13 protein-coding genes, 6 pseudogenes and 1 riboswitch are annotated in these 25,049 nt (G+C 60.1%); of the genes and pseudogenes, 12 read left to right on the forward strand and 7 right to left on the reverse strand.

Features of this window, described 5'->3' with window-relative positions; translation table 11 throughout:
* The first annotated feature begins 77 nt into the window (after positions 1-77).
* The 12 genes and pseudogenes from MLPF_RS14170 to gcvP all read left to right on the forward strand — a co-directional run bounded on the left by MLPF_RS14170 (position 78) and on the right by gcvP (position 13,678).
* Positions 78-1,724, forward strand: a complete 1,647-nt coding sequence (locus MLPF_RS14170) for an acetolactate synthase (protein WP_045843586.1) — start codon at positions 78-80, stop codon at positions 1,722-1,724.
* A gap of 109 nt (positions 1,725-1,833) precedes the next feature.
* Positions 1,834-4,170: an accessory Sec system translocase SecA2 gene (gene secA2, locus MLPF_RS14175; RefSeq protein WP_045843585.1), complete on the forward strand. Its 2,337-nt coding sequence runs from the start codon at positions 1,834-1,836 to the stop codon at positions 4,168-4,170.
* A 61-nt stretch (positions 4,171-4,231) separates the two neighbouring features.
* Positions 4,232-4,861 carry a CDP-alcohol phosphatidyltransferase family protein gene (locus MLPF_RS14180; protein ID WP_045843584.1) on the forward strand — a complete coding sequence of 210 codons (630 nt, stop codon included), beginning with the start codon at positions 4,232-4,234 and terminating at the stop codon, positions 4,859-4,861.
* A pseudogene (locus MLPF_RS14185) lies at positions 4,854-5,831 on the forward strand (DUF881 domain-containing protein). The gene MLPF_RS14180 and the pseudogene MLPF_RS14185 overlap by 8 nt, the downstream one beginning before the upstream one ends.
* A gap of 35 nt (positions 5,832-5,866) precedes the next feature.
* Positions 5,867-6,177: pseudogene (locus tag MLPF_RS14190) on the forward strand (DUF1290 domain-containing protein).
* A gap of 72 nt (positions 6,178-6,249) precedes the next feature.
* A pseudogene (locus MLPF_RS14195) lies at positions 6,250-7,036 on the forward strand (DUF881 domain-containing protein).
* Positions 7,033-7,431, forward strand: a complete 399-nt coding sequence (gcvH, locus tag MLPF_RS14200; protein ID WP_045843583.1) for a glycine cleavage system protein GcvH — start codon at positions 7,033-7,035, stop codon at positions 7,429-7,431. The pseudogene MLPF_RS14195 and the gene gcvH overlap by 4 nt, the downstream one beginning before the upstream one ends.
* Positions 7,432-7,682: 251 nt before the next feature.
* Positions 7,683-8,159 carry a glycogen accumulation regulator GarA gene (gene garA / locus MLPF_RS14205; RefSeq protein WP_420329631.1) on the forward strand — a complete coding sequence of 159 codons (477 nt, stop codon included), beginning with the start codon at positions 7,683-7,685 and terminating at the stop codon, positions 8,157-8,159.
* The gene (gene ftsR, locus MLPF_RS14210) at positions 8,156-8,911 is read left to right on the forward strand and encodes a transcriptional regulator FtsR (protein WP_045843581.1); all 756 of its coding nucleotides are present in this window, start codon (positions 8,156-8,158) and stop codon (positions 8,909-8,911) included. The genes garA and ftsR overlap by 4 nt, the downstream gene beginning before the upstream one ends.
* A gap of 116 nt (positions 8,912-9,027) precedes the next feature.
* A complete protein-coding gene (locus MLPF_RS14215; RefSeq protein WP_045843580.1) occupies positions 9,028-9,522 on the forward strand; it encodes a bifunctional nuclease family protein in 495 nt (164 codons plus the stop codon).
* A gap of 269 nt (positions 9,523-9,791) precedes the next feature.
* Positions 9,792-10,442: a MerR family transcriptional regulator gene (locus tag MLPF_RS14220; protein WP_045843579.1), complete on the forward strand. Its 651-nt coding sequence runs from the start codon at positions 9,792-9,794 to the stop codon at positions 10,440-10,442.
* Positions 10,443-10,515: 73 nt separating this feature from the next.
* Positions 10,516-10,613: riboswitch (glycine riboswitch) on the forward strand.
* Between the two features lie 206 nt (positions 10,614-10,819).
* The gene (gene gcvP / locus MLPF_RS14225) at positions 10,820-13,678 is read left to right on the forward strand and encodes an aminomethyl-transferring glycine dehydrogenase (RefSeq protein WP_045843578.1); all 2,859 of its coding nucleotides are present in this window, start codon (positions 10,820-10,822) and stop codon (positions 13,676-13,678) included.
* Positions 13,679-13,693: 15 nt separating this feature from the next.
* Here the strand turns inward: gcvP and MLPF_RS16630 are convergent.
* The 7 genes and pseudogenes from MLPF_RS16630 to gndA all read right to left on the reverse strand — a co-directional run bounded on the left by MLPF_RS16630 (position 13,694) and on the right by gndA (position 24,992).
* Positions 13,694-14,575, reverse strand: a pseudogene (locus tag MLPF_RS16630) (alpha/beta fold hydrolase).
* A gap of 25 nt (positions 14,576-14,600) precedes the next feature.
* Complete coding sequence (locus tag MLPF_RS14230; protein ID WP_420329630.1) at positions 14,601-16,619, reverse strand: substrate-binding domain-containing protein; 2,019 nt, start codon at positions 16,617-16,619, stop codon at positions 14,601-14,603.
* Between the two features lie 308 nt (positions 16,620-16,927).
* The gene (locus tag MLPF_RS14235; RefSeq protein ID WP_045843576.1) at positions 16,928-19,123 is read right to left on the reverse strand and encodes a malate synthase G; all 2,196 of its coding nucleotides are present in this window, start codon (positions 19,121-19,123) and stop codon (positions 16,928-16,930) included.
* A gap of 305 nt (positions 19,124-19,428) precedes the next feature.
* Positions 19,429-20,435, reverse strand: a pseudogene (locus MLPF_RS14240) (hemolysin family protein).
* 55 nt (positions 20,436-20,490) lie between these two features.
* Positions 20,491-21,751: pseudogene (locus MLPF_RS14245) on the reverse strand (hemolysin family protein).
* A 277-nt stretch (positions 21,752-22,028) separates the two neighbouring features.
* Complete coding sequence (locus tag MLPF_RS14250) at positions 22,029-23,465, reverse strand: GuaB1 family IMP dehydrogenase-related protein (protein WP_045843575.1); 1,437 nt, start codon at positions 23,463-23,465, stop codon at positions 22,029-22,031.
* Between the two features lie 75 nt (positions 23,466-23,540).
* The gene (gndA, locus tag MLPF_RS14255; protein WP_045843590.1) at positions 23,541-24,992 is read right to left on the reverse strand and encodes an NADP-dependent phosphogluconate dehydrogenase; all 1,452 of its coding nucleotides are present in this window, start codon (positions 24,990-24,992) and stop codon (positions 23,541-23,543) included.
* Positions 24,993-25,049 lie beyond the last annotated feature (57 nt).

Consider the following 25,049-nt stretch of genomic DNA (forward strand, 5'->3'; position numbering starts at 1 on the left):
GCGATTGAGGCGCTGAAAGTACCTCAATCAGAAATCTCTCGGCGAAGGTATCCGAAAGTCGCGGATAGGCTGCCGATATGAGCACCGACTCTGTCCTGGCCCACAGCATTCACGCCGGCCGGCTCGTCGCACGCCGACTCAAAGCCAGTGGTGTCGACACCGTCTTTACGTTGTCAGGCGGGCATCTGTTTTCCATTTACGATGGTTGCCGTAGCGAGAGTATCAGGCTCATAGACACACGCCACGAGCAGACGGCAGCCTTCGCTGCCGAGGGTTGGTCGAAAGTGACCAGGCAGCCAGGTGTGGCGGTACTAACCGCGGGGCCGGGCGTCACCAACGGTATGAGCGCGATGGCGGCGGCGCAGCAGAACCAGTCGCCGCTGGTAGTCCTCGGCGGCCGAGCACCCGCACTGCGATGGGGTATGGGCTCGTTACAGGAGATTGACCACGTGCCGTTCGTGGCTCCGCTAGCCCGTTTCGCCGCCACCGCACAGTCGGCGGATGCCGCCGGCCGGCTTGTCGACGAAGCATTGCAGGCCGCGGTGGGTGCCCCGTCCGGAGTGGGTTTCGTTGATTTCCCGATGGACCACGTGTTTTCCATGGCTGACGACGTTGGCAGTGGCCCTGGCGCTTTGGCTGACTTGCCCGCGGCTCCCGCTCCCGACCCCGAAGCCCTGGACCGGGCTGCCGGCCTGTTAGCCGCGGCGCACCGGCCGGTGATCATGGCCGGGACCAACGTCTGGTGGGGGCACGCCGAGGCCGCGCTACTACGTCTAGCCGAAGAATGCCAGATCCCTGTGCTGATGAACGGAATGGCTCGCGGCGTAGTGCCCGCCGACCACCCGTTGGCTTTCTCGCGGGCGCGGGGAAAAGCATTGGGTGAGGCAGATGTGGCATTGGTTGTCGGGGTGCCGATGGACTTCCGGTTGGGCTTCGGCAAGGTGTTCGGGTCGCAAACACAGCTCGTGGTGACGGACCGTGCTGAACCCGATCGCGACTATCCGCGACCCGTCGCGGTCGGGCTCTACGGAGATTTGCAGGCTATCCTCTTGGCGTTGGCTGGAGTCGGTGCGACCGACCGTCGGGACTGGATCCGCGCGCTGCGGACGGCCGAGACCGCCACGCGTGAACTCGAGAAAGCTGAACTGGACGACGACCGGCTCCCGCTGCATCCTATGCGAGTGTATGCTGAGCTCGCGTTGCTGTTGGATCGCGACGCGATCGTCGTTATCGACGCCGGTGATTTCGGGTCTTATGCCGGCCGGGTGATCGACAGCTATTTGCCGGGCTGCTGGTTGGACAGCGGGCCGTTCGGTTGCCTGGGTTCGGGCCCTGGCTACGCTCTGGCCGCTAAACTGGCCCGGCCCAACCGTCAAGTTGTCCTGCTGCAAGGCGACGGCGCGTTTGGCTTCAGCGGCATGGAATGGGACACCCTGGTTCGGCACAATGTTCCTGTCGTGTCGGTGATTGGCAACAACGGAATCTGGGGTTTAGAGAAACATCCGATGGAAGCGCTGTACGGCTACTCGGTGGTAGCGGAGCTCCGCCAGGGTACTCGCTACGACGAGGTGGTTCGTGCCCTCGGTGGTCACGGCGAGCTGGTGTCAGCGCCTGGTGAGCTTCGGCCCGCACTCGAACGTGCTTTCGTCAGTGGTCTGTCGTCGGTCGTGAATGTGCTGACCGATCCGAGTGTCGCCTACCCTCGCCGGTCCAACCTGGCTTGATCACGCCGGACCGGGCCAGCGAACGTCCGCAGATTGCCAGGGTGTGCGGCGTGTCGGTGTACAGACGAGCTTGCTCGAGGTGGTCGGTGGCTAGCTGTACCGTTAACCTGTGTCTAAGACGCCCCGCACTCAGTTTGGCCGTCTGAGTGGTCGATTTTGGCGGCTACTCGGAGCCAGCACGGACAAGAACCTAAATTTCTCTTTCGCTAAGGTCACTGCTGCGGCGGCTTACCACAAGGAAGCTGCCGATCTAGGCGATGAGCAGCTGCGCAAGGCGTGCGGGTTGCTCAATCTCAACGATCTCGCCGATTCTCGCGACGTCCCCCAGTTCCTTGCCATTGTCCGGGAAGCGTCTGAGCGGTCAACGGGTTTGAGGCCCTTTGATGTACAGTTGCTCGGGGCGCTACGTATGCTTGCTGGTGATGTCATCGAGATGGCCACCGGTGAGGGTAAAACTCTCGCCGGTGCGATTGCGGCGGCCGGATACGCTCTTGCCGGCCGGCATGTGCACGTCGTGACGATCAACGATTATCTGGCCCGCCGTGATGCGGAGTGGATGGGTCCGCTGCTCGAGGCAATAGGCCTGACGGTGGGCTGGATCACCGCGGAGTCAACAAGTGAGGACCGAAAGAGTGCTTACGGCTGCGACGTCACCTACGCCTCGATCAACGAGATCGGCTTTGATGTGCTGCGCGATCAATTGGTGACCGACGTAGACGACCTGGTATCGCCCAATCCTGATGTGGCCCTTATCGACGAAGCCGACTCCGTGCTGGTCGATGAAGCGTTGGTGCCGCTCGTGTTAGCCGGCGCCACGCACCGGGAGAAGCCGCGGTTTGAGATCATCAAGCTGGTCGGCGAGCTGTCCGCCGAATCCGATTACGACACCGACTCCGACAGCCGCAACGTCCATCTGACCGATGTCGGGGCGCGCAAGGTCGAAAAGGCTCTCGGTGGCATCGATCTGTATTCCGAGGAACACGTTGGCACCACGTTGACCGAAGTCAACGTCGCATTGCACGCGCATGTGCTGTTGCAGCGTGACGTGCACTACATTGTCCGAGATGACGCGGTACACCTAATCAATGCTTCCCGCGGTCGCATTGCACAGTTGCAGCGCTGGCCTGACGGCCTGCAGGCCGCGGTCGAGGCGAAGGAGGGCATCAAGACTACCGAGACCGGCGAGGTGCTGGATACCATCACGGTGCAGGCACTGATCAATCGTTACGCCACCGTGTGCGGTATGACCGGCACCGCCCTGGCCGCTGGTGAGCAGCTACGCCAGTTCTACAAGCTCGGTGTGTCACCAATACCGCCGAATACTCCCAACATTCGTGAGGACGTATCAGACCGAGTCTACATCACCGCGGCCGCCAAGAATGACGCGATCGTGGCGCACCTCGCTGAGGTGCACGAAACGGGTCAACCGGTGCTGGTCGGGACTCGCGATGTTGCCGAATCCGAGGAGCTGCACGAGCGACTGCTGCGCCACGGCGTGCCCGCGGTTGTGCTCAACGCTAAAAACGATGCTGAAGAAGCGCTGCTCATCGCGGAGGCCGGCAAATTCGGTGCGGTCACTGTGTCCACCCAGATGGCCGGGCGCGGCACCGATATCCGCCTTGGTGGATCTGACGAAGCCGACCATGACAGGCTTGTCGAGCTAGGTGGGCTGCACGTGGTCGGCACCGGGCGACACCATACCGAGCGATTGGATAACCAGTTGCGTGGCCGGGCCGGGCGCCAGGGCGATCCAGGATCGTCGGTGTTCTTCTCCAGCTGGGAAGACGATGTCGTTGCGGCCAACCTTGACCGCAACAAGTTGCCGATGCAGACCGACGAGGATGGCCGTATTATCAGCTCTAAAACCACCGGTTTGCTTGACCATGCCCAGCGTGTCGCGGAGGGTCGGCTGCTGGACGTGCATGCAAATACCTGGCACTACAACCAGTTGATCGCCCAGCAGCGCGCTATCATCATGGATCGGCGAAACACGTTGCTGAGTAGTGCAACCGCGCGGGAGGAACTCGCGGAGCTGGCACCCAAGCGTTACGAGGAATTGGGTCGGGCACTGCCCAAGGAGGAGGCCGAAGAACAGCTCGAGACGATCTGCCGATTGATCATGTTGTATCACCTCGACCGTGGCTGGGCCGATCATCTGGCGTATCTGGCCGACATTCGTGAAAGCATCCATTTGCGCGCGCTCGGCCGACAAAACCCGCTCGACGAGTTTCATCGGTTGGCAGTCGACGCGTTTGCTTTGCTGGCCGCCAACGCGATCGAGGCGGCCCAGCAGACGTTCGAAACTGCGAATATCCTCGAAGAGAAGCCGGGACTGGATTTGTCCAAACTAGCTCGGCCGACGTCGACGTGGACCTACATGGTCAATGACACCCCGCTATCCGATGACACGCTTTCCCCTCTGAGTCTACCCGGGGTTTTCCACTGAGGTCCGATTGCTTTCGACCCGTTACCCGGACTGTGACGTTGCCGGGCTAAGGTCACCGCTCATGGAATCGGTGCGTCTGCCCAATCGGGTGCTGACAGTGCCCAATTTGCTCAGCGTCGTTCGCCTGGCGCTGATCCCGGTGTTTGTCTACGTTCTGCTGTTCATGCACGCCGACGGCTGGGCGGTGGTGATTCTGGTGTTCAGCGGTGCCTCGGACTGGGCCGACGGCAAGATTGCCCGGCTGTTGGATCAGTATTCGCGGTTGGGTATGTTGCTTGACCCCGCTGTTGATCGGCTGTACATGGTGACGATCCCCGTCGTGTTGGCTTTGAGCGGGATCGTGCCGTGGTGGTTTGTCGTCGCTCTACTGGCACGTGACGTGATACTGACCACAACGCTGCCGTTGCTGTGGAGTCGCGGACTGCTGGCATTACCGGTGACCTATATCGGTAAGGCGGCGACTTTCAGCTTGATGGTCGGCTTTCCATTCGTTCTTCTAGGAACTTGGGACACGTCGTGGAGCCGTGTTCTGGGGGCTTGCGGTTGGGCTTTTCTGATCTGGGGGACCTATGCGTACCTGTGGGCATTTGTACTGTATGCGGTGCAGATGACGATGGTGGTGCGGCGGATGCCCAAGATCAAGCACCAAGCCCATCGGCAGCTTGCGGGAAAAGTCATTGAACATGGCTGAACGTGAGCGACAGCTCGGCGGTTATGACCCGAATGCGGGCTACAACCTCCACGCTGCAGCCTGGCCCAAGAAAGTCCCGGCGCCTTCGCTGCTGCGTGCTCTGTTGTCCGTATATCTCGCTCCCGGCTACTCCCCGGCAGCTGCCGAACGTGGCTGCTCAACCACGCCGCGCGCCCGCGCGTTCACGTGGATCTGGCAAGGGTTGGCAGCGGCCCTGGTTACCACGGTATTTGCTGCCGCGGTTGCACAAGCCCGCTCGGTCGCCTCTGGTGTGCGCGCCGCCCAGCATTTACTGGTGGCAAGCATGCATTCTATCCAGACCGTTTCGGCCAAGCTGGCTCAACAGCGCAGTGTGCTTTCGGCTCAAGTCGACGCTGTGCAGCGGCTCGCGCTCGCACAAAACGCCGAGGGTCAGTGGCTGCTGAACCTCCTCGACGTGCTCAACCTAGCGGCCGCCAGCACACCAATTATCGGGCCTAATTTTAGGGTGAGTTTAACCGAATCGTTTTAGGCCCTAATCTCATTCTTTCCGATGTGTCCAAGCAACGTATAAGGGCAGTCAGCAAATCATTCTGGACCGCTACCTGCAGCTCGTCGTTAACCCGTTGTGGGCGAGCGGCGCTGAGGCAATCCCAGTTGATGACGTACGGATTGGGCCTAATGTGCCGATTCGGCTAGGCCGGTGCAGCGATCCTGATTGACAACGATCCCGCCAGCAGCCCCTAACACCATCCTCGCGGTGGAGCCGCCGCACTCCATGCTGGACGTGTTCGACGACAGCCCCGGTCGTCAGCGTCTTAGGCTGCTGGAAGCCTCCTACGGCTTCGTTATCAGTGTGAACATCGCCGACGGTCTCACGTTGTCCGCTGGAGCGCTCTTAGATGTCAAGTTCGCCAAACAGCAAACAGATTGGGCCCTAGTGAGAAAAGTTCGCGTGAGAAGATTCCCGTCGGGGCAACTCGTAGGGTAATGCGACCATCATGATCGGGTCTCGTAGCGCTTGCGATTGACATCGTACTGGGCCTGGTTTTTGCATCCCAGCGTACTTGAGCTTATCCAACCCGTATTTGCCGATTGCGGTGTTCACTGCGCTCGACGCGGTGTTTGGCGGACCTCGTGCTTATCTTGAGCGGACCTTTGACCCGAAGGTTTTCGTTGTTTTGTTCATATTCAACGTCTTGTTAGCTGCCCTGATCGTCTATGTCGACGATCAGCTGGACGTTGTGAGCAACTATCCACGGCGATACATTGTGGTGCTGGGTATTCGTATCTTTGGCAATGCCGTCGCGCTGCGGCGCAGGCTGTTCGGAGCGTGACACGCGCCGGTGACGATGCAGAGCGAAAGAGCGATATGAAGGAGAGAAGCGGCGCGCCATGGGCGTCACGAAATACCAGCCGACTATCCGCGACAACCTAGCTGGTCGCTGCGCCGGACGGGACTGTCCGGGTCGCTGCGGAGTGGTCGCTCGCGTCTGGCGTTTAGAACGCTAGAGATCCTGTCGTGCTTGCTCTTGGGGATCGCCATTGTCACCCAGGTCGGCCATACCGAGTCCGGTGATTCCTTGAAAACGGCGCGTTCCGCCGACCTTTTGGTACTGCTAGATTCATTACGGCAACGCGAGGCCACGCTGAACACCAAAGTGACCGAACTACAGAACATGTTGAACGCGTTGCAAGTATCAAGCAATATCGATCAGGCCGCCATTCAAAGCGCCCAGGCTCGATTGGTTGTGCTGTCCATCTTGGTTGGTGCCGCCGGCGTTGCCGGGTCGGGTGTCACGTTGACGATCCCGGCTCCGGGGTCGCGCCCGAAGCCATACTTGACGTGATTAGCGAGTTGCGTACTGCCGGCGCCGAGGCAATCGAGATCAATGATGCGCACCAGTCGTTATGGGTTCGGTGTCGATACCTGGGTGGTCGGTGTTCCTGGGTCGCTGACTATCGACAGCAAGGCACTATAGGAGTCCTCGTATTCGATTCTGGTGATTTGCAATTCGCCTATGCTCGCCTCGGCGATGAACATCCCCGTAGCGCGGAGCGCAGCGTCAAATGCGTTGGCCGCGGATGTCGATGCAACAAGTCGATCGAGTGGACGTGACCGCCTTGCGGCCACCAAAATCACACCAATACGCTCAGCCCGTCAAGTCGACCACACACAGAACAGGATTACCGTGAGCGATATCCCGTCCGATCTGCATTACACTGCCGAGCATGAGTGGATTCGGCGCAGTGGCGAAGCTACCGTCCGGGTCGGGCTTACTGACTTTGCGCAGTCGACACTGGGTGATGTGGTGTTCGTCCAGCTGCCAGAAGTAGGCGCTGAGCTAGCGGCGGGCAAATCCTTCGGCGAAGTGGAATCGACGAAATCGGTGTCGGACCTGTATGCACCGGTGTCGGGTACAGTGTCGGCGGTAAACACCGATCTGGAAGGCAGTCCGCAACTAGTGAACTCCGACCCATACGGCGCTGGCTGGCTCCTGGATGTTCACGTCTCCGACGTTGGTGTTTTGGAGTCAGCTATCGCAACGCTGCTTGACGCCGAGACTTATCGCGGCACACTAACCGAATGACGCTTGCTAGGGTGCTTGGCAATCCCATGTGACGATGATGCGGACGCCAGGCGGCTCGAGGAGGAGCTGGGTAATGGGGGTCCGATCTTGCGGTAGTTGGCGAATTGCATACCGCCGCGCGGTACGGTCGACACATGAGCCCTAGACGGCTGTAATCGGTAGTACCAGGTGGAGAACCTAGCGGAAAGCCGGGCGAGTGGCCCGGGTCAGGCAACGCCACAGCGGCTAGTAAGGAGCAGCGGGTGACGGACATGGACTCAAGAAGACAAGAAGACCAGACTTCTGACGAAGTCACCGTGGAGACGACTTCGGTCTTCCGCGCCGACTTCCTTAACGAACTGGACGCTCCAGCACAGGCAGGTGCTGAGAGCGCGGTATCCGGGGTTGAAGGACTTCTTGCGGGCTCGGCGTTGCTGGTCGTCAAACGTGGGCCAAACGCCGGATCGCGCTTTTTGCTTGACCAGGTCATCACCTCCGCCGGCCGACACCCCGACAGCGACATCTTCCTCGATGACGTTACGGTGAGCCGCCGTCATGCCGAATTCCGGTTAGAGGGTAACGAGTTCCACGTCGTCGATGTTGGCAGCCTCAACGGCACCTACGTCAACCGCGAGCCGGTGGATTCTGCGGTATTGGTAAATGGTGACGAAGTGCAGATCGGCAAATTCCGGTTAGTCTTCCTGATCGGTCCCAAGCCGGATGACGACGGGGGAACCGTAGGCAAGTGAGTGCACCCGATAGCCCGGCACTGGTCGGGATGTCGATTGGGGAGGTCTTGGATCTGCTTAGGTCGGATTTCCCCGATGTCACAATTTCCAAGATTCGTTTCCTGGAGGCTGAAGGGCTCGTGACCCCCCAGCGTTCTGCGTCGGGGTACCGGCGGTTCACCGCGTACGATTGTGCACGGCTGCGGTTCATCCTAACTGTACAGCGCGATCATTACTTACCGCTGAAGGTCATCAGGGCGCAGCTGGACGCCCAACCTGATGGTGAGCTGCCACCATTCGGTTCTCCTTACGTCGTACCGCGATTGGTTTCGATGACGGGCAGCTCGGGTGCCGGTGTCGGATCGGGGGTCGGCTCCGACACAGCTGTGGTGTCGTCCGCCGGCATCTGGCTGAGTCGAGAAGACCTCCTGGACCGCTCAGGAGTGGCAGAAGACCTGTTAACCGCACTACTCAAAGCCGGTGTGATCACCACCGGGCCGTGCGGATTTTTCGATGAGCATGCAGTCGTGACCCTCCAATGCGCGCGGGCGCTGTCCGAGTACGGTGTTGAGCCGCGGCATCTGCGAGCCTTCCGGTCAGCGGCTGACCGCCAGTCCGACCTGATCGTCCAAATCGCCGGGCCTATAGTCAAAGCAGGTAAGGCTGGCGCCCGTGACCGCGCTGACGACTTGGTACGTGAGGTTGTTGCGCTCGCCATTACTTTGCATACCTCGTTGATCAAGTCTGCGGTTCGCGGCGTTCTGCACCGCTGAGGATTAGACTTCGTTCGACAGCTTGGTGTTCGGCGGCGTGGCAAGGCACGGTGTCTACCGTGTCGTCGTGCCGAGCGTGAATTGAACACAGCGGTAAGTGCGGAGGGCGGGCAAAGATGGGCGAAGTTCGTGTTGTCGGCATTCGTGTCGAGCAGCCGCAGAACCAGCCGGTGCTATTGCTGCGCGAAGCCAATGGTGACCGGTATCTGCCAATCTGGATCGGCCAATCGGAGGCCGCCGCGATTGCGCTCGAACAGCAAGGCATTGAACCACCCCGTCCGCTTACGCACGATCTGATCAGGGACGTCATTGCCGCGCTTGGGCATTCGCTCAAAGAGGTGCGGATCGTTGATCTGCAGGAAGGCACTTTCTACGCTGATCTGATCTTTGATCACAATATCAAGGTGTCGGCGCGTCCCTCGGACTCGGTGGCGATCGCTTTGCGGGTCGGTGTTCCGATCTACGTCGAGGAGGTCGTGCTTGCCCAGGCCGGCCTGCTGATTCCCGACGAAAATAATGAGGATGCCGGCGGCGCTGTTCGCGAAGACGAGGTAGAGAAGTTCAAGGAGTTTCTCGACAGTGTGTCTCCTGACGATTTCAAAGCGACCTAGCCCAGCGACGATGCGCGCCGTGCAACGGCGTGAGGGTGGGTACGACGCTTGCGCTAACATCACGAATAGGTCTCATATAGCACTGTGATGCGACACGCCTAGCGGATAGTGCTGACAGATATTCGCGACGGTCATACTTTGATGACCCTTCAGGTAGGGCAACTACCGAACAGCGTATGCTTTCTAACACTCGGGCCTGATCAAATATGGCTACCGGGGGGCCAATGACGCAGCTAGTGACCAGAGCGCGATCGGCGAGAGGAACCACCGTGAGCGAGCAGCCACGTCAAGGTCAGCTGGACCTTGCGGACTACCGGGACACCCCGACCGCTACAACCCATGGTGACGTTGGCCTCAATGGCCCCACCGCAGTGAGCGGACCAGTTCAACCCGGACTCTTCCCTGACGACTCCGTGCCTGACGAGTTGGTTGGCTACCGTGGGCCCAGCGCCTGCCAGATCGCCGGAATAACGTACCGCCAGCTGGACTACTGGGCACGGACGTCATTAGTGGTTCCATCGATCCGGGGTGCGGCTGGCTCCGGCAGCCAGCGCCTGTACTCGTTTAAGGACATCCTGGTTCTCAAGATCGTCAAACGATTGCTCGACACCGGTATCTCGTTGCACAACATTCGGGTTGCTGTTGACCATTTACGCCAGCGTGGCGTTCAGGATCTAGCCAACATCACCTTGTTCTCCGACGGTACTACGGTTTATGAGTGTACGTCGGCTGAAGAGGTCGTCGACCTGTTACAAGGCGGGCAGGGCGTGTTCGGTATTGCCGTGTCCGGCGCTATGCGTGAGCTGACCGGCGTGATCGCCGACTTCAGTGGTGAGCGCGCCGATGGTGGCGAGTCGATAGTCGCGCCGGAAGACGAGCTGGCCTCCCGGCGCAAGCATCGCGACCGCAAAATCGGCTAACTCTGCAGCGTAGTCAGCGGCTCCATGTTGTTTACCTTCGCGTGCGACGCGGAGGGTAAAGTTGGATCTGCATCGCCCTCACGCGGGAGAGTTCTGTGACCGCCAGTTACGGACGCCGAAGGAGCAATACCTCTCCGTCAATCTCTCAGGCACCCGGACCGCGCGCGGCCCCGATGCCTCTGGAAAGCGGTGGTCCGTTTATTCGGCTCACCCGCCCATGGGGAAAGCCAACCCCACCGCACGGTGATCGGGTTGTCGAATCTCTCAGGCGCCCGGCTTGGGTGGACGACAGAGGGAGAGGACTGCAACGCGGACGTTGGCGACATCATCAGCGTTGCGCTCTGACCTTACATCAGGCTTACATCAGGAGTCTCCGAGTGTTGGTACCGAACTCATCGAACAAGCAGACCTGCTTTGCAGCCCGGCATATTGGCCCTAACAGTGAGGACGTTGCTGCCATGCTTGCAGTCATTGGCGTCGAATCGCTCGACGACCTGGCAGCCAAGGCGGTTCCTAGCGGCATTCTCGATAATGTAACCGACACAGGTGTTGCACCGGGACTGGACCGGTTGCCGCCGCCGGCTACCGAGTTCGAGGCGCTAGCCGAGCTAGGTGCGCTTGCTCGTTCCAACACTGTTGCCGTATCGATGATCGGTCAGGGCTACTACGACACCCTCACGCCCGCGGTGCTGTCACGCAACATTTTGGAGAACCCAGCCTGGTACACTTCCTACACACCGTACCAACCCGAAATCAGTCAAGGTCGGCTGGAAGCGCTGCTGAATTTCCAGACTCTGGTCAGCGATCTTACTGGCCTGGAGATCGCGAACGCATCGATGCTCGATGAGGGCACCGCAGCAGCCGAGGCCATGACATTGATGTACCGTGCCGCGCGCAGTACGGCGAACTGCCTGGTAGTCGACGTCGATGTGTTAACCCAGACTGCTGCGGTGTTCGCCACTCGGGCCAAACCGTTAGGTATCGACATCGTCGTGGCCGACCTACGCGAAGGACTACCGGACGGTGAGTTCTTCGGCGTCATCACTCAACTGCCCGGAGCCAGCGGCCGGATTACCGACTGGACCGCTTTAATTGCCCAGGCCCACAGCCGCGGCGCATTGGTCGCCGTCGGCGCCGATCTGTTGGCGCTGACGTTGATCACACCACCGGGCGAGATCGGCGCCGATCTCGCATTCGGTACTACTCAAAGGTTTGGTGTGCCAATGGGATTCGGTGGACCGCATGCAGGATACCTCGCCCTCCACACCAAGCATGCCCGTCAGCTGCCGGGTCGGCTGGTCGGTGTTTCCGTCGACAGCGACGGCATACCGGCCTACCGGTTGGCGCTGCAGACCCGCGAACAGCATATCCGCCGCGACAAGGCGACGAGCAACATCTGCACCGCACAGGTGCTGCTGGCGGTGATGGCTGCGATGTACGCCAGCTACCATGGTGCCGAGGGGTTGACCGGTATCGCGCGACGGGTGCACGCGCGGGCACGCGATCTGGCGGCCGGTCTGTCCGCAGCTGGCGTCGAAGTGGTACACCAGGCGTTCTTCGACACCGTGCTAGCCCGGGTAACTGGCCGGGCGGCGCAAATTCAGGGCGCTGCGAAGGAGCGCGGGATCAATGTGTGGCTCGTGGACGGCGACCATGTTTCGGTGGCCTGTGACGAGGCCACCACCGATGAGCACATCATGGCCGTGTTGGCGGCGTTCGCAGCGACGCCGGCGCGGGCGAGCTTCGCCGGACCGGATATCACGACCCGAACCTCGGCGTTCCTGGCGCATCCCGCATTTACCCGGTACCGCACCGAAACTTCGATGATGCGGTACTTGCGTGCCCTGGCGGATAAGGATATCGCTTTGGACCGCAGCATGATTCCGCTCGGTTCGTGCACGATGAAGCTCAACTCCGCCGCCGAGATGGAGTCGATTACCTGGCAGGAATTCACGCGCCAGCATCCGTTCGCGCCAATATCAGACACTCCCGGGCTGCGTCGTCTCATCAGCGACTTGGAGAGCTGGCTGGTGCAGATCACCGGCTACGATGCGGTTTCCTTGCAGCCCAACGCGGGCTCTCAGGGGGAGTACGCTGGTCTTTTGGCGATTCATGACTACCACGCCAGCCGAGGAGAACCGCACCGCGACATCTGTCTGATTCCGTCAAGCGCGCATGGCACCAACGCCGCATCGGCGGCGTTGGTCGGTATGCGCGTGGTTGTGGTGGGCTGCCACGACAACGGTGACGTTGATCTTGACGATCTACGTACCAAGGTCAGCGAGCATGCCAACCGGCTGTCCGTGTTGATGATCACCTATCCGTCCACGCACGGCGTCTATGAGCACGACATTGCCGAGATCTGCGCGGCGGTGCACGACGCTGGCGGTCAGGTTTATGTCGATGGGGCCAACCTCAACGCACTGGTCGGCCTGGCCCGGCCGGGCAAGTTCGGCGGCGACGTTAGCCACCTGAACCTGCATAAAACGTTCTGCATACCGCACGGCGGCGGCGGACCAGGAGTCGGGCCGTTGGCGGTTCGTTCGCACTTGGCATCGTTTCTTCCGGGTCACCCCTTTGCTCCCGAACTGCCGCAAGGTAAGCCGGTGTCGTCGGCGCCGTACGGGTCCGCCTCGATTCTGCCGATCACGTGGGCCTATATCAGGATGATGGGCGCCGACGGTCTGCGAACGGCATCGCTGACCGCAATCGCCTCGGCCAACTACATAGCCCGTCGGCTCGACGAGTATTTTCCGGTGCTGTACACCGGCCAGAACGGAATGGTCGCCCACGAGTGTATCCTGGACCTGCGGCCGATCACCAAGTCGGTTGGTGTTACTGTCGAGGATGTTGCTAAACGCTTGGCGGACTATGGTTTTCACGCTCCCACGATGAGTTTCCCGGTGCCTGGAACGCTGATGGTGGAGCCCACCGAGAGTGAGAGCCTGGCCGAAATCGATGCATTCTGCGAAGCCATGATCGCCATCCGTGGCGAGATCGCCCGCGTCGGTGCAGGGGAGTGGTCTGTTGAGGACAACCCACTACGTGGCGCACCGCACACCGCTGAGTGCCTGCTGGCCTCCGACTGGGATCATCCGTATACTCGAGAAGAGGCCGCCTATCCGCTCGGCAAAGCGTTCCGGCCGAAGGTGTGGCCGCCGGTGCGTCGTATCGACGGCGCCTACGGCGACCGCAATTTGGTGTGCTCGTGCCCACCGGTGGAGGCGTTCGTCTGAGTCGGTCCAGAACCGTCAGCCGAAGCGCTCGATGATTGTCGCGGTGATCACTGCGGACTCATCCTCCTGGATGAAATGCTTGGCAATGGGCATGTTCGACCAGGATGTGATTCAGGAATGTCTCGCGCATTCGTGACAGCTTAGGGCCGAGTCTGAAGGCAAAATCCTTCATGTCCCATACAAACAGGACGAGTTTGGCACCGCGTTTGGTTGACACTTTTACACCTGCCGTGCCCGCGGCGGATGGGCGGACAGGATCTACTTGGGCATTTCGGCTATGCTCAACCGTGCCGCGGTGTTGGGTTACACTGCCCAGTAGCGTGCCATCACCGCGGTGATAGGTCGGCGTTCTGTTCTGGCGGGGATCAGTTGCTCGACAAAGGAATTTCGTTGCAGGGTCGGGTGGGATGGCATCGGTAGGCGGTACACTACCCTGTTGACGGCCGTTGTTGTCTACGTGTTTGCCGGCCAAAACCAGGTATTGCCTAAAATGATTCCGCGCACCCGGTTAGTACGCTCGACCGCGACCGCCATGCCGATCGGTTCCACTCCAGTTCTGGTTCATCGTCAGATAGTTGTCTGCAGTCTTGGTTCAGGTGAATAACCAACTCATCCACCACTTGGGCGTGTTCGTGGATTTTGTAGCTGAATCTCGCGGGACGCTTAGAGAACCCGAAACCGAGATAATCGGGTGCGATGTGCGATGAAGTTAAACCGGTCACGCAATGCGACCACAATGTTGTGGGTACCCGAAGCTCCAGGTGGGATTGGCGTGGCACAACAACGTTGGGCCGGACCATCTCCATCGTCGATGTAGTGGATACACCCTCGCGAGCTGTCGAAACAGCGCGATGGAAATAGATACAGCTGGGGGTCTAGAATGTATTCAGCGTTCATCGCGTTCCTTACCGCGTAGACGAGCTCAGCTCAAGAATGTATCGATCGCGGTAGCGAGGTCAAGAGAGGCTGACGTCGACAAGTTCTGGTAGCTTCCGCCGCTGATCTGGGCGACAGCTTTCCAGGTTGCCTGGTCGGGGTCGGTCCCGAAGTCGATGACATTTACCGCTATCGGTTTAGCTGGGTCGGTGCTAGTGCGGATGAAATCCTGCAGACCCGCCCCGTCCAGGGTTTGGTCGGTGTGCGGTCCAGCAGTGATCACCAATACCGAATTCGTTTGTCCGGCATGGTAATTGGCTAGCATCTCCTGGTAGATCATTCGTAGCGTGGTAAATGACACTGCACCGCCGTTGGATGAATACTGCTTGTCCAGCGCAGCCGTCAGAGCTGCCGAGCGGGGTTGGCCGTTGACCGGTTCGGTTAGCTGACCTGTTGTCACCTCCGTTCGACCCTTGTGGCCGTCGAATGTCCACAGGCCCATGACCGAGGTGGGCGACATCGCATTGATCTTGTCGCCGAGGGCCGCTATGACGTTGGCCAACCGGGTTTTGCCGCCTTCCTTGGTGGGCATCGACTGGTCTAGCATGATAGTTGCTGCCACCCCGCTAGACGGCTGGATCATCGCTTCGACCAGCGTGGCGCGCATCCCGTCGTCACCTATCGAGACGGTGGAAGGCACCGCCGCGAAACTGGTAACGGAACTGCTCGGCGGTGTGATGCCGTTAACTCGAAAACCAGCTTTAGCGAGCTTCGCCAGTTGGTCGGGTTTTTGCACGAACCGAGCAAACTCACTGGCCGCCGCGGCTTGCTCCTGTGTCAGCCACGAGCCGTTGAGCAGCACCGCGGGATAGTCAGCAATCGGCGCAGGACCGTGCGGTAGCCAGGATCCCAAAGTGTTCTTGGCGTCTGACAATGACTGGCCGCGCTGGAATAGCTGTTGCTCGGTGGTGATCACAGCGTGCACCGGTGCAGTTGCTATGTCACCGGGTTTGAGCAGTGTGCTCATCGCTTCTGCCCAGGTGTTGTCGGCAAGTTTGGGTTGAGCGCTCATTAGAGTGTGCACTGCTCCCACGCCCTGTGTTGCAGGTGCACCAGCAGGTACCGACGCAGCCGCTATCGCCTCGCCGGCTAAAAACGTGGCGTCGCTGTTGCCGTTCATCGGCAAGGCCAGCCGGAGTGATCCCCAGGCCGGCAGGTTCAAATCAGCCAAGGAGTTCGGATTGGTTTGCAGGCTGGGCAGTGCTGCCCAGTCTTTGTTGATGAGGGCCTGCTCGAATTCTGGCCGAACCGCCAGCAGCACTGGCGACGTCACCAGCGAATGGCTTTCGCTGATTGTCTTCTGACCTGCGGTCACGGCGAGTCGTGCTGCGGAGATCGAACTGCCCGGGATCCATAGCGCCGGCTTGTCCCCTAAGTCAGCCGGCCACTTGTCGTTGAAACCGGTGAGCGCTGCCTCCGAGCCGACGGGTTTGACAGTCACCGTCATGCAATGGTCGCCCACCGGCCGGGCGGATGCGTTGTAACTTTGGGCGAACTCTTGCAGGTAATCGGCGATCGACGGATCTGCGACAACAGCGACCGTCTGGTGACCACCTACGCAGCGTGCGGCTGCCTGGTGCTTGCGATTGTCCAAGATATGGCCGAGGAAACTCCACATGATCACCGCGCCCACCAGCACCACGACCGCGGCAAGGGTCGCGATCACGCCGATGCTGACCCCTCGTCGTCCGCCGTCACTGCGGTGTCCGCCTTGCCATTTGTCGACGCTACGGTGGCTAGCTCTGAATAGGTGCGACAGGCCGGTCGGTACCTGTGCGCTAGTCGATGAGCCTGCAGGTGGGGGCGGAAAGTCTGGGTAGTCGTCGGCTGCGCCAGCGGCAAAAGGGTCCTCGTTGCGGTCTTCGGCCCAGTAACTCTGGTAATCGATGGTTTCGTCGAGAGTCTGGGGTGCGGAGTCAGCCGGATGCTCTGCTCCGTGCGGGTAGCTCTGGTCGTTCGGCGAGTCGATAGCCGCTGGTTCAAAAGCATGCTCTGGGTAACCCATCCTGCCTTGGTAGCCGTGATCTATCTCGTCGCCCTGATCCGGCCCGAATGCAGCGAATTGGTCAGATGGCTGATCCATGGAATCCTCAGGGCCGGGCATGCTGTGCCTACCCATACCGGTAATCCGCTGCCTTTCTGTTGATCCGTGTCTGATCTGCTTTGAACTCGGCGCCGAGTCTAGTCATCGACCACATCACCGTATGTTGAGCCGGCACAAGGCAGCGGTTCTATCTAGATGGACCTGCTTCTGTCCCTCGCCGCTGTGCGGCTGGTAGTGCCTTCACAGCTGACCGCAAGCAGGTCGCATCGTCACCGGTTCTGTGCCTTGAATTCGCGACGACGGCGATGCAGGATCAGCTCTGTATAGCCGTTGGGCTGTTGCGCGCCGGACAGTATCAGTTCCTGCGCCGCCAGGAACGCAATACTGTCGTCGAAGTTGGGCGCCATCGGGCGATATACCGGGTCGTCGGCATTTTGCTGATCGACCAACGGGGCCATCCGTTCCAAGCTAGCCCGCACATCCTCGCTGGTGATTACGCCATGGCGCAGCCAGTTGGCCAGCAACTGGCTCGAAATCCGTAGGGTGGCGCGATCCTCCATGAGTGCCACATTGTGGATATCGGGCACCTTCGAGCAACCGATACCCTGGTCTACCCAGCGCACCACATAACCGAGGATGGACTGACAGTCATTATCGACCTCCTCGCGGATCTCCTCGGGGGCCCAGGCCAGTTCCTTGGCCAACGGAATTGTCAACAGCTGGTCAACGGTGGCACGTCTCTGGCCAGCCAGTTCTTGTTGCACGGCAGCCACGTCGACCTGGTGGTAGTGCATCGCATGCAGCGTGGCCGCGGTGGGCGAGGGCACCCATGCGGTGGTAGCGCCCGCCTTAGGCTGGCCGATCTTCTGCTCGATCATATCAGCCATCAGTTCGGTCATTGCCCACATACCCTTGCCGATCTGTGCTTTGCACTTGAAGCCCGCGGCTAGCCCGATGTCAACATTGGCGTCTTCGTAGGCCTTGATCCAGGTGCTGTTTTTCATCGCACCCTTACGAATCATCGGACCGGCCTCCATCGAGGTGTGGATCTCGTCGCCGGTGCGGTCCAAGAAGCCAGTGTTGATGAACACGACCCGATCTGCGGCGGCCTTGATGCACGCCTTCAAATTTAGTGTCGTACGCCGCTCCTCGTCCATGATGCCGACCTTCAAGGTGCCCTGCGGCAACCCCAGCACGTCTTCGACGCGGCTGAACAGCTCGCAGGTGAACGCAACCTCCGCGGGACCGTGCATTTTCGGTTTGACGATGTAGATGGAACCGGTGCGGCTATTGGTCAGTGGGCCATTAGCTTTGCCGGTTTTGAGTCCGTGGATTGCGGCCAGACTGGTGAACACTGCATCTATAATGCCTTCGAACACTTCTTTGTCCTGGCCGTCACTTCCGTCCACGAGAATCGCGTCGCTGGTCATCAGATGGCCCACGTTGCGTACGAACAACAGGCTGCGCCCGGGCAGGGTCAATTCACCGCCGTCGGGCGTGGTGTAGCTGCGGTCGGCGTTGAGCACACGGGTGAAGGTCTTGCCGTCCTTGTTGACTTCCTCGGTTAAGTCACCTTTGTTCAGGCCGAGCCAGTTGTGGTAGCCGAGTACTTTGTCGTTGGCGTCGACGGCCGTGACTGAGTCCTCGAAGTCCATGATCGTGGTGATGGCCGATTCCAGGATCACGTCCTTGATGCCGACGGGGTCGGTCTTGCCTATCGGTGACTCCGGGTCGATCAGGATTTCGATGTGCAGACCGTGATTGGCTAGCAGCACCGACCAGTTGGGAGACCCCAACTCGCCGCTGTAGCCGACAAACTTTTCGGGACTGGCCAATCCGGTGGAATTCGCGCCGATGGCTATCTGAAGTTGGCCGTCTACGATGCTCACTCCCGTAGCGTTAATCCATGAATCAGATGCCAGCGGGACGGCCTGATCCATAAACTTGCGTGCGTAGGCAATCACCTTGTCTCCGCGAACCTTGTTGTACCCAGAGCCCTTTTCGGCTCCGTCGGTTTCCGGTATGGCGTCGGTGCCATATAGGGCGTCGTAGAGGGAGCCCCAGCGGGCGTTGGCGGCGTTGAGCGCGAACCGTGCGTTAAGTACCGGCACCACCAGCTGTGGGCCGGCGGTCGTGGTGATCTCGTCGTCCACTCCTGAGGTGGTGATGGTGAAGTCATCGGGTTCAGGCAGCAGGTAGCCGATATCGATGAGGAACTGCCGATAAGCATCCACGTCGAATGGCTCGATCACACGATGGCGGTGCCATTTGTCAATCTGGGCCTGCAGCTCATCGCGGGAGTTCAGCAAACTCTGGTTTTGTGGAGTGAGGTCGGTGACAACCTTGGCGACGCCCGACCAGAAGCTGTTCGGGTCGATGTCGGTGCCAGGCAGGGCTTCGTTGTTGACGAAGTCGTAAAGCACACGGGCGACGCGCAAATTCCCCGCCGACACGCGATCAGTCATGGTTCTCCTCCAGTATTGGGCTTACTGGCCCCAACGGTCCCCGATATGGCTCTCATGGGCTACGTGCATAAGCCTACCGGCCAATAGCCTGACGAGCGTATTCCGGGCCGACTCGCAACAGCAGGTCAACAGCTTCATCGGTCGGTCCTACGCTTGGTTTTGCGAAACGTGTGCCGGTAAAACACCTACCGACTAGTAGGCGTAGCCGTTAAAGCTCATAATGGGCTACTGGCGGCTCTACCCGGTGCTTAGTTTCAGTGTGTCCCGTCGTGCATGGTGCCGACCAGATCGGCTACGTAGATCCGTCATAGCCACGCAATAGCCACGCACGGAACTACCTCGCCATCACCGGCAATCACCGGTGCCAGATGGCTGTTTCTGCGACGCATCTGCGACAAGGCGTCGGCCAACGGCAGTGATTCGGGCACCTCGGGCAGTGGACATAAGAGTGCCAGCTCGATCACGGTCTGCGGATAGTCGCCGAGCGTCAACACATTTTTGATGTGGAGATGTCCTACGAACTCGCCGTCGATATCAGCAACCGGAAACCGGGAATAGCCAATTTGGGGCTAGGGCCTGTTCGACCGCGCCAACAGTTGAGCCACAGCCGGCTGCCGCCACCGGCACTGCCCGGATATCGGCCAGCGGCCGTGCAACATCGGCGACCACCCTGGTGCGAATCTGCAGCGCTCGCGTCAGCCGTTTGTGTTCTTCTTGATCCAGCAGACCCTCTTATACCGATTCGGAAATCATCTCGCTGAGCTCGGCTGTGGGAACAGTAATGTTGAGTTCGTCTTTCGGCTCCACGCCCAGCCCGCGCAATACCGCGTTGGCGCATGTGTTGTAGAGGACGATGAACGGTCGGGCAGCACGCACGTAGATCAGGTAGGGCGGTACCAACAACATGCTGTTCGTTCCGGACCGGCCAGGGCGATGTTCTTGGGTACAATCTCGCCAAACAGCACATGCAGAGCCACCACCAGCGCCAACGCAATCACCAGCGACAGCGTGTGCAGCAGCGGTGGCGACGTACTGGTCAGCTGACACGACGTCCGCAACAGATTGGCCGCTGTCGCCTCGCTAATCTTGCCGAGCAGGATCGAGGTCACGGTGACACCAAGTTGAGTGCCTGCCAGCATCGGCGAGAGCTGTTCGCTGGCTCGGATCACGGTGATTGCGCTCGTTCTGCCCTGTTCGGCCAACGCTTAAAGGTGGTCGCGACGGGCCGAGATCAGCGAGAAGTCCGCGCCGACGAAAACGCGTTGATGCCGATCGGCACGATAGCCACCAGCAGTACCAGAATGTTTTGCATTAGCCCGGTCTTCTGCTGGATTTGTGATGATCACCCGGGTGACTGCCCCACTTGGTCAGCACAAGGTCAGCACAAGCAGGTCGATCCGATGGCCGTCCTATGTGGACCACGGTCGCTTGCCAACACGCCGAGGCATCTGACGGGCCATTTGCGTTTAAGGAGGTCAGCTCTAACGTTTCCCTAACTGCCGGAATGTGACCGGGCTCCCCGGAGCACAAGTCCGCCAATTGTTTCGTATGATCCTTTCAGAGGTTCTATACTCGGTGGCGCTGGTCAGCTCGTCAATACGCAGCAAAACCCCATACTTGCCAGTCGCCACCACGTCTGGCGTGACGTCGGCACGTTCGTCGCGGACATCGCCCGCGATCTCTTCAATCAAATCCTCGACAGTTACCTAATACTAGCAGTGCCGCCGTATTCGTCGACAACCAGCGCAGTCTGCAGACCACCTGCACGGATATGTGCCATCACCGCATCGCCGTCCAGCGTTGACGGCACCACCGTGACCAGCTTTGCGACTGTGGTCAACAGCGTGCTGGCGCTATCGGTGGATGGAATTTCGAAAACCGGCTTTACGTGTATAATACCAACGGTTGCGTCGAGGTCACCGTCGACAATTGGAAAGCACGAGAACCCGGATGCGGCGGCGATCGCAACCGGGTCGGTGACGGTGTGGTCGGTTTGCAGCGCCACGATTTTGGACCGGGGGGGGGTGTCATCAAATTCCGCAGCATTCCGGGTGCCGAACTGCAAAGATCGTCTCACCAGCGACGCCGTGGCTGCGTCCAGGGCGCCGTTGCGCGCCGAAGTCCGCACCAGTGATAGCAGTTCCTGCGGTGAGCGGGTCGACCGCAGCTCCTCGGCCGGTTCGATGCCCAAGGCTGAGCACAATGCAGTTCGCCGCCCAGTTGGTCAATCGGATGATTGGGGTGAGCAGCAGCTGCAAGCCCACGACAGCGCGGGCGGTGTTAAGCGGACGCGCAACGGCGATATACTTCGGTACCAGCTCGCCGAAAACCGTTGACACCGACGTTACTATCACCAACACCAAGTAAGGTGGTGATCCAGTAGACCACTCGGTCAGGTATTCCGATCGCGTCTAACGCCGGATGCGGTAGGTCGGCCATCATCGGATCGGTCAGGTAGCCTATTGCTAAAGTGGTGATCGAGATAACCAACTGAGCCCCTGAAAGCTGGAACGACAACTTATGGTGGGCGTGCCGAATACAGCGATCTTGGCGGGTACCGTCGCGAGCATTGGCCTCGACCGTGCTGCGGTTCAGGGCGGTCAACGAGAATTCCGCTGCGACGAACATCGTGTTGTCGAAAATGAGCAACTCGATGGCCAACAAGTTGCTCACGGTTCACGGTGACGGCCATGTTCATGACATGCTTGGTCTTCGCTATGCTGGAGGAGCCGACAACGATGCGAAAGATGCGGGGCCGCTCACCCCGGGAGCCAACGGTTTCAACCGGTGCCTGCGGCACGTCGTCCCTTTCGCTCTTCGACGGTTTGGGCCACCTAGCAATGCACTGCTGCACGGCCTGAAATCCAGCAGTTCACATCTTAGCGACTTTTGCCAAGGTCAGGTGTCACCACCCCGAGGGCAGCGGATGGCCCTCGGCAAAACCCGCTGCCGACTGCACCCCGACGATAGCCTTTTCATGCAGCTCCGCCAGGGTTGACGCGCCAACATAGGTGCAGGTGCTGCGCACACCGGAGGTGATGTGATCGATCAGGTCTTCGACACCACCGTGGTCGGGATCCAGCTCCATCCGCGAGGTCGAGATGCCTTCCTCGAATAACGCCTTGCGAGCGCGATCGAATGGGCTGTCGGCGACGGTGCGGGCGACCACCGCTCGCTTGGACGCCATGCCATAGTTTTCCTTGTACGGTTGGTTGTCGCGGTCCCGCATGAAGTCCCCGGGTGATTCGTAAGTGCCGGCGAACCACGACCCGATCATCACGTTCGATGCCCCTGCGGCCAACGCCAGCGCCACGTCACGCGGATGGCGGACACCGCCATCCGCCCACACGTTCCTATTGAGCTGCCTTGCGGCAGAAGCACATTCGAGCACAGCCGAGAATTGCGGTCGACCAACACCGGTCATCATCCGAGTTGTGCACATTGCTCCCGGGCCGACACCGACCTTGACGATGGTTGCCCCGGCGTTGAGTAGCTCGCGGGTACCTTCGGCCGACACCACGTTGCCTGCGACTAACGGCACACCCAAGTTCAGCGATGCGACGCATCTGATCGTCTCGAGTGTCTTGACTTGGTATCCGTGTGCGGTGTCGACGACCAGCACATCGACGCCTGCCTCGGCGAGAGATTGGGCCTTGTCGGCTACATCGCCGTTTATGCCGACGGCAGCACCGACGCGGAGCCGTCCGCGGGCGTCGGTGGCTGGGGTGTAGATGCTGGCGCGAATCGCTCCGGTGCGGGTCAGTACTCCGGCCAGCGTGCCGTCGGCGTTAGTCAGCACCGCGACGTCGATCGGGGCATGTTCGAGCAGGTCGAAGATCTTGCGTGGATCGGTGCCCACCGGGGCGGTCACAAAGTCGGTCGTAGCGACATCCCTTACCCGAGTGAAGCGGTCCACACCTAGGCAGGACGATTCGTGCACCAGACCAATTGGGCGACCTTCGAAGGCTACCACCGCAACACCGTGCGCGCGCTTGTGGATCAGTGTGGTCGCGTCGGACACCGAATCGTTAGGTGTCAGTAACACCGGGGTGTCGATAACTAGATCACGGCTCTTGACGAATTCCACTGTCTGCTGCACTGCTGCAATCGGCAGATCCTGCGGCAGGATCACCAGGCCGCCCCGGCGTGCCACCGTCTCTGCCATCCGTTGCCCAGCCACCGTCGTCATGTTGGCGACCACCACAGGAATAGTGGTGCCGGAGCCGTCATAGGTTGACAAATCTACGTCGAATCGCGACGCAACATCTGACCGGTGTGGCACGATGAAAACGTCTTTATATGTCAGGTCAAATCCGGGCTGGTGCCCGTCCAGAAACCTCATCGCTCTCGCTTCACTTTAAAAATATTTTGATACAGATATAGCGGGAAGCCACTGGATGCCTCTTAGCTTGGCCAACTAAACTGTGATTTCGCTGCGGTCTTCGCTCCATAGTGTGTGAAATTTGCCCCGCGCGTCGACGCGTCCGTAGCTGTGCGCCCCGAAAAAGTCACGTTGAGCCTGGATCAGTGCGGCCGGCAGTCGCTCGGTGCGCAGTGCGTCGTAGTACGACAACGCGGACGAGAAGCCGGGATTTGGGATACCTAGCTGAGTAGCTGTGGACACCACACGCCGCCAACTATCAATCGCCGATTCGACAGCACTGCGGAAATACGGGGCAACGATCAGGCTAGCCAAGTTGGGGGCGGCGTCGAAAGCATCCTTGATGCGGTTGAGAAACTTCGCACGTATGATACAGCCACCGCGCCAGATGGTCGCCAAGTCACTCGGTGTTATGTTCCAGCCGAATTCGGTGCTACCGGTCTGGATGTGATTGAAACCCTGCGCGTAGGCCACAATCTTGGAGGCATACAGGGCCTGGCGGACGTCTTCGATGAATGTCTCGCGATCTGTGGGTTTGTTGCCCAACTTGCCGGAGGCCAGCCCGATGGCGGCCTTGCGTTGCGGCACCGAACCCGACAGCGCACGCGCGAACACCGCCTCGGCTATTCCGGTTATCGGCACGCCCAAGTCCAGGGCGGACTGTACAGTCCACCGGCCGGTACCCTTTTGTTCGGCCTCATCGAGGATGACATCGACGAGCGGTTTGCCGGTCTTGATATCGTTCTGGCGCAGCACTTCAGCGGTGATTTCTACCAAGTAGCTGTTCAGATCGCCCTTGTTCCACTCGGTAAACACGTCAGCGATCTGCGGTGCACTCATGTCCAGCCCGTCGCGTAGCAGCTGGTAGGCCTCGCCAATGAGCTGCATGTCGGAGTACTCGATGCCGTTGTGGACCATTTTGACGAAGTGGCCCGACCCGCTCGGCCCGATGTGGGTGCAACATGACACCCCGTCGACGTGCGCGGCGATCTCCTCAAGCAGCGGGCCTAGCGAAGTATACGATTCGGCAGGCCCGCCGGGCATGATCGACGGTCCGTTCAGTGCACCCTCTTCGCCGCCGGAGATCCCGGCGTCGACGAAGTGCAGGCCACGCTCGCGCATTGCTTTCTCGCGGCGAATGGTATCGGTGAACAGCGAATTGCCGCCGTCTATGATGATGTCGCCGGGCTCCATGACGTCGGCGAGTTCGTTGATGACAGCATCGGTGGCGTCACCGGCTTTGACCATGATCAGCACCCGTCGTGGAGTCTGTAGTGCGGCAAGGAACTCGGGGACCGTTTCGGTGCGCACGAAATTCCCTTCGGATCTGTACTCTTTGAGCAGTGCGTCGGTCTTGGCGATTGATCGATTGTGCAACGCCACGGTATAGCCGTGTCGGGCGAAATTCCGGGCGATATTCGAACCCATCACGGCTAGCCCGGTTACGCCGATTTGCGCAATGGCCGTCTTCGATTCTGGCGAGCTCATGTCCTTCATCTCCTTAGGCCTCTCAGGTGGGAGAACTTGTGCGGCAAATTGTCGCCA

It is taken from the genome of Mycobacterium lepromatosis (assembly GCF_000975265.2).
In the GTDB taxonomy this organism is placed as follows: Bacteria; Actinomycetota; Actinomycetes; order Mycobacteriales; family Mycobacteriaceae; genus Mycobacterium; species Mycobacterium lepromatosis.

What these genes read in the sequence shown, in the direction of transcription:
- MLPF_RS14170 (WP_045843586.1), top strand. Translation starts at nt 78, where the DNA reads ATGAGCACCGACTCTGTCCTGGCCCACAGCATTCACGCCGGCCGGCTC.
- MLPF_RS14180 (WP_045843584.1), top strand. Translation starts at nt 4,232, where the DNA reads ATGGAATCGGTGCGTCTGCCCAATCGGGTGCTGACAGTGCCCAATTTG.
- garA (WP_420329631.1), top strand. Translation starts at nt 7,683, where the DNA reads ATGGACTCAAGAAGACAAGAAGACCAGACTTCTGACGAAGTCACCGTG.
- MLPF_RS14215 (WP_045843580.1), top strand. Translation starts at nt 9,028, where the DNA reads ATGGGCGAAGTTCGTGTTGTCGGCATTCGTGTCGAGCAGCCGCAGAAC.
- MLPF_RS14230 (WP_420329630.1), bottom strand. Translation starts at nt 16,619, where the DNA reads ATGGGTTACCCAGAGCATGCTTTTGAACCAGCGGCTATCGACTCGCCG.
- MLPF_RS14235 (WP_045843576.1), bottom strand. Translation starts at nt 19,123, where the DNA reads ATGACTGATCGCGTGTCGGCGGGGAATTTGCGCGTCGCCCGTGTGCTT.
- MLPF_RS14250 (WP_045843575.1), bottom strand. Translation starts at nt 23,465, where the DNA reads ATGAGGTTTCTGGACGGGCACCAGCCCGGATTTGACCTGACATATAAA.
- gndA (WP_045843590.1), bottom strand. Translation starts at nt 24,992, where the DNA reads ATGAGCTCGCCAGAATCGAAGACGGCCATTGCGCAAATCGGCGTAACC.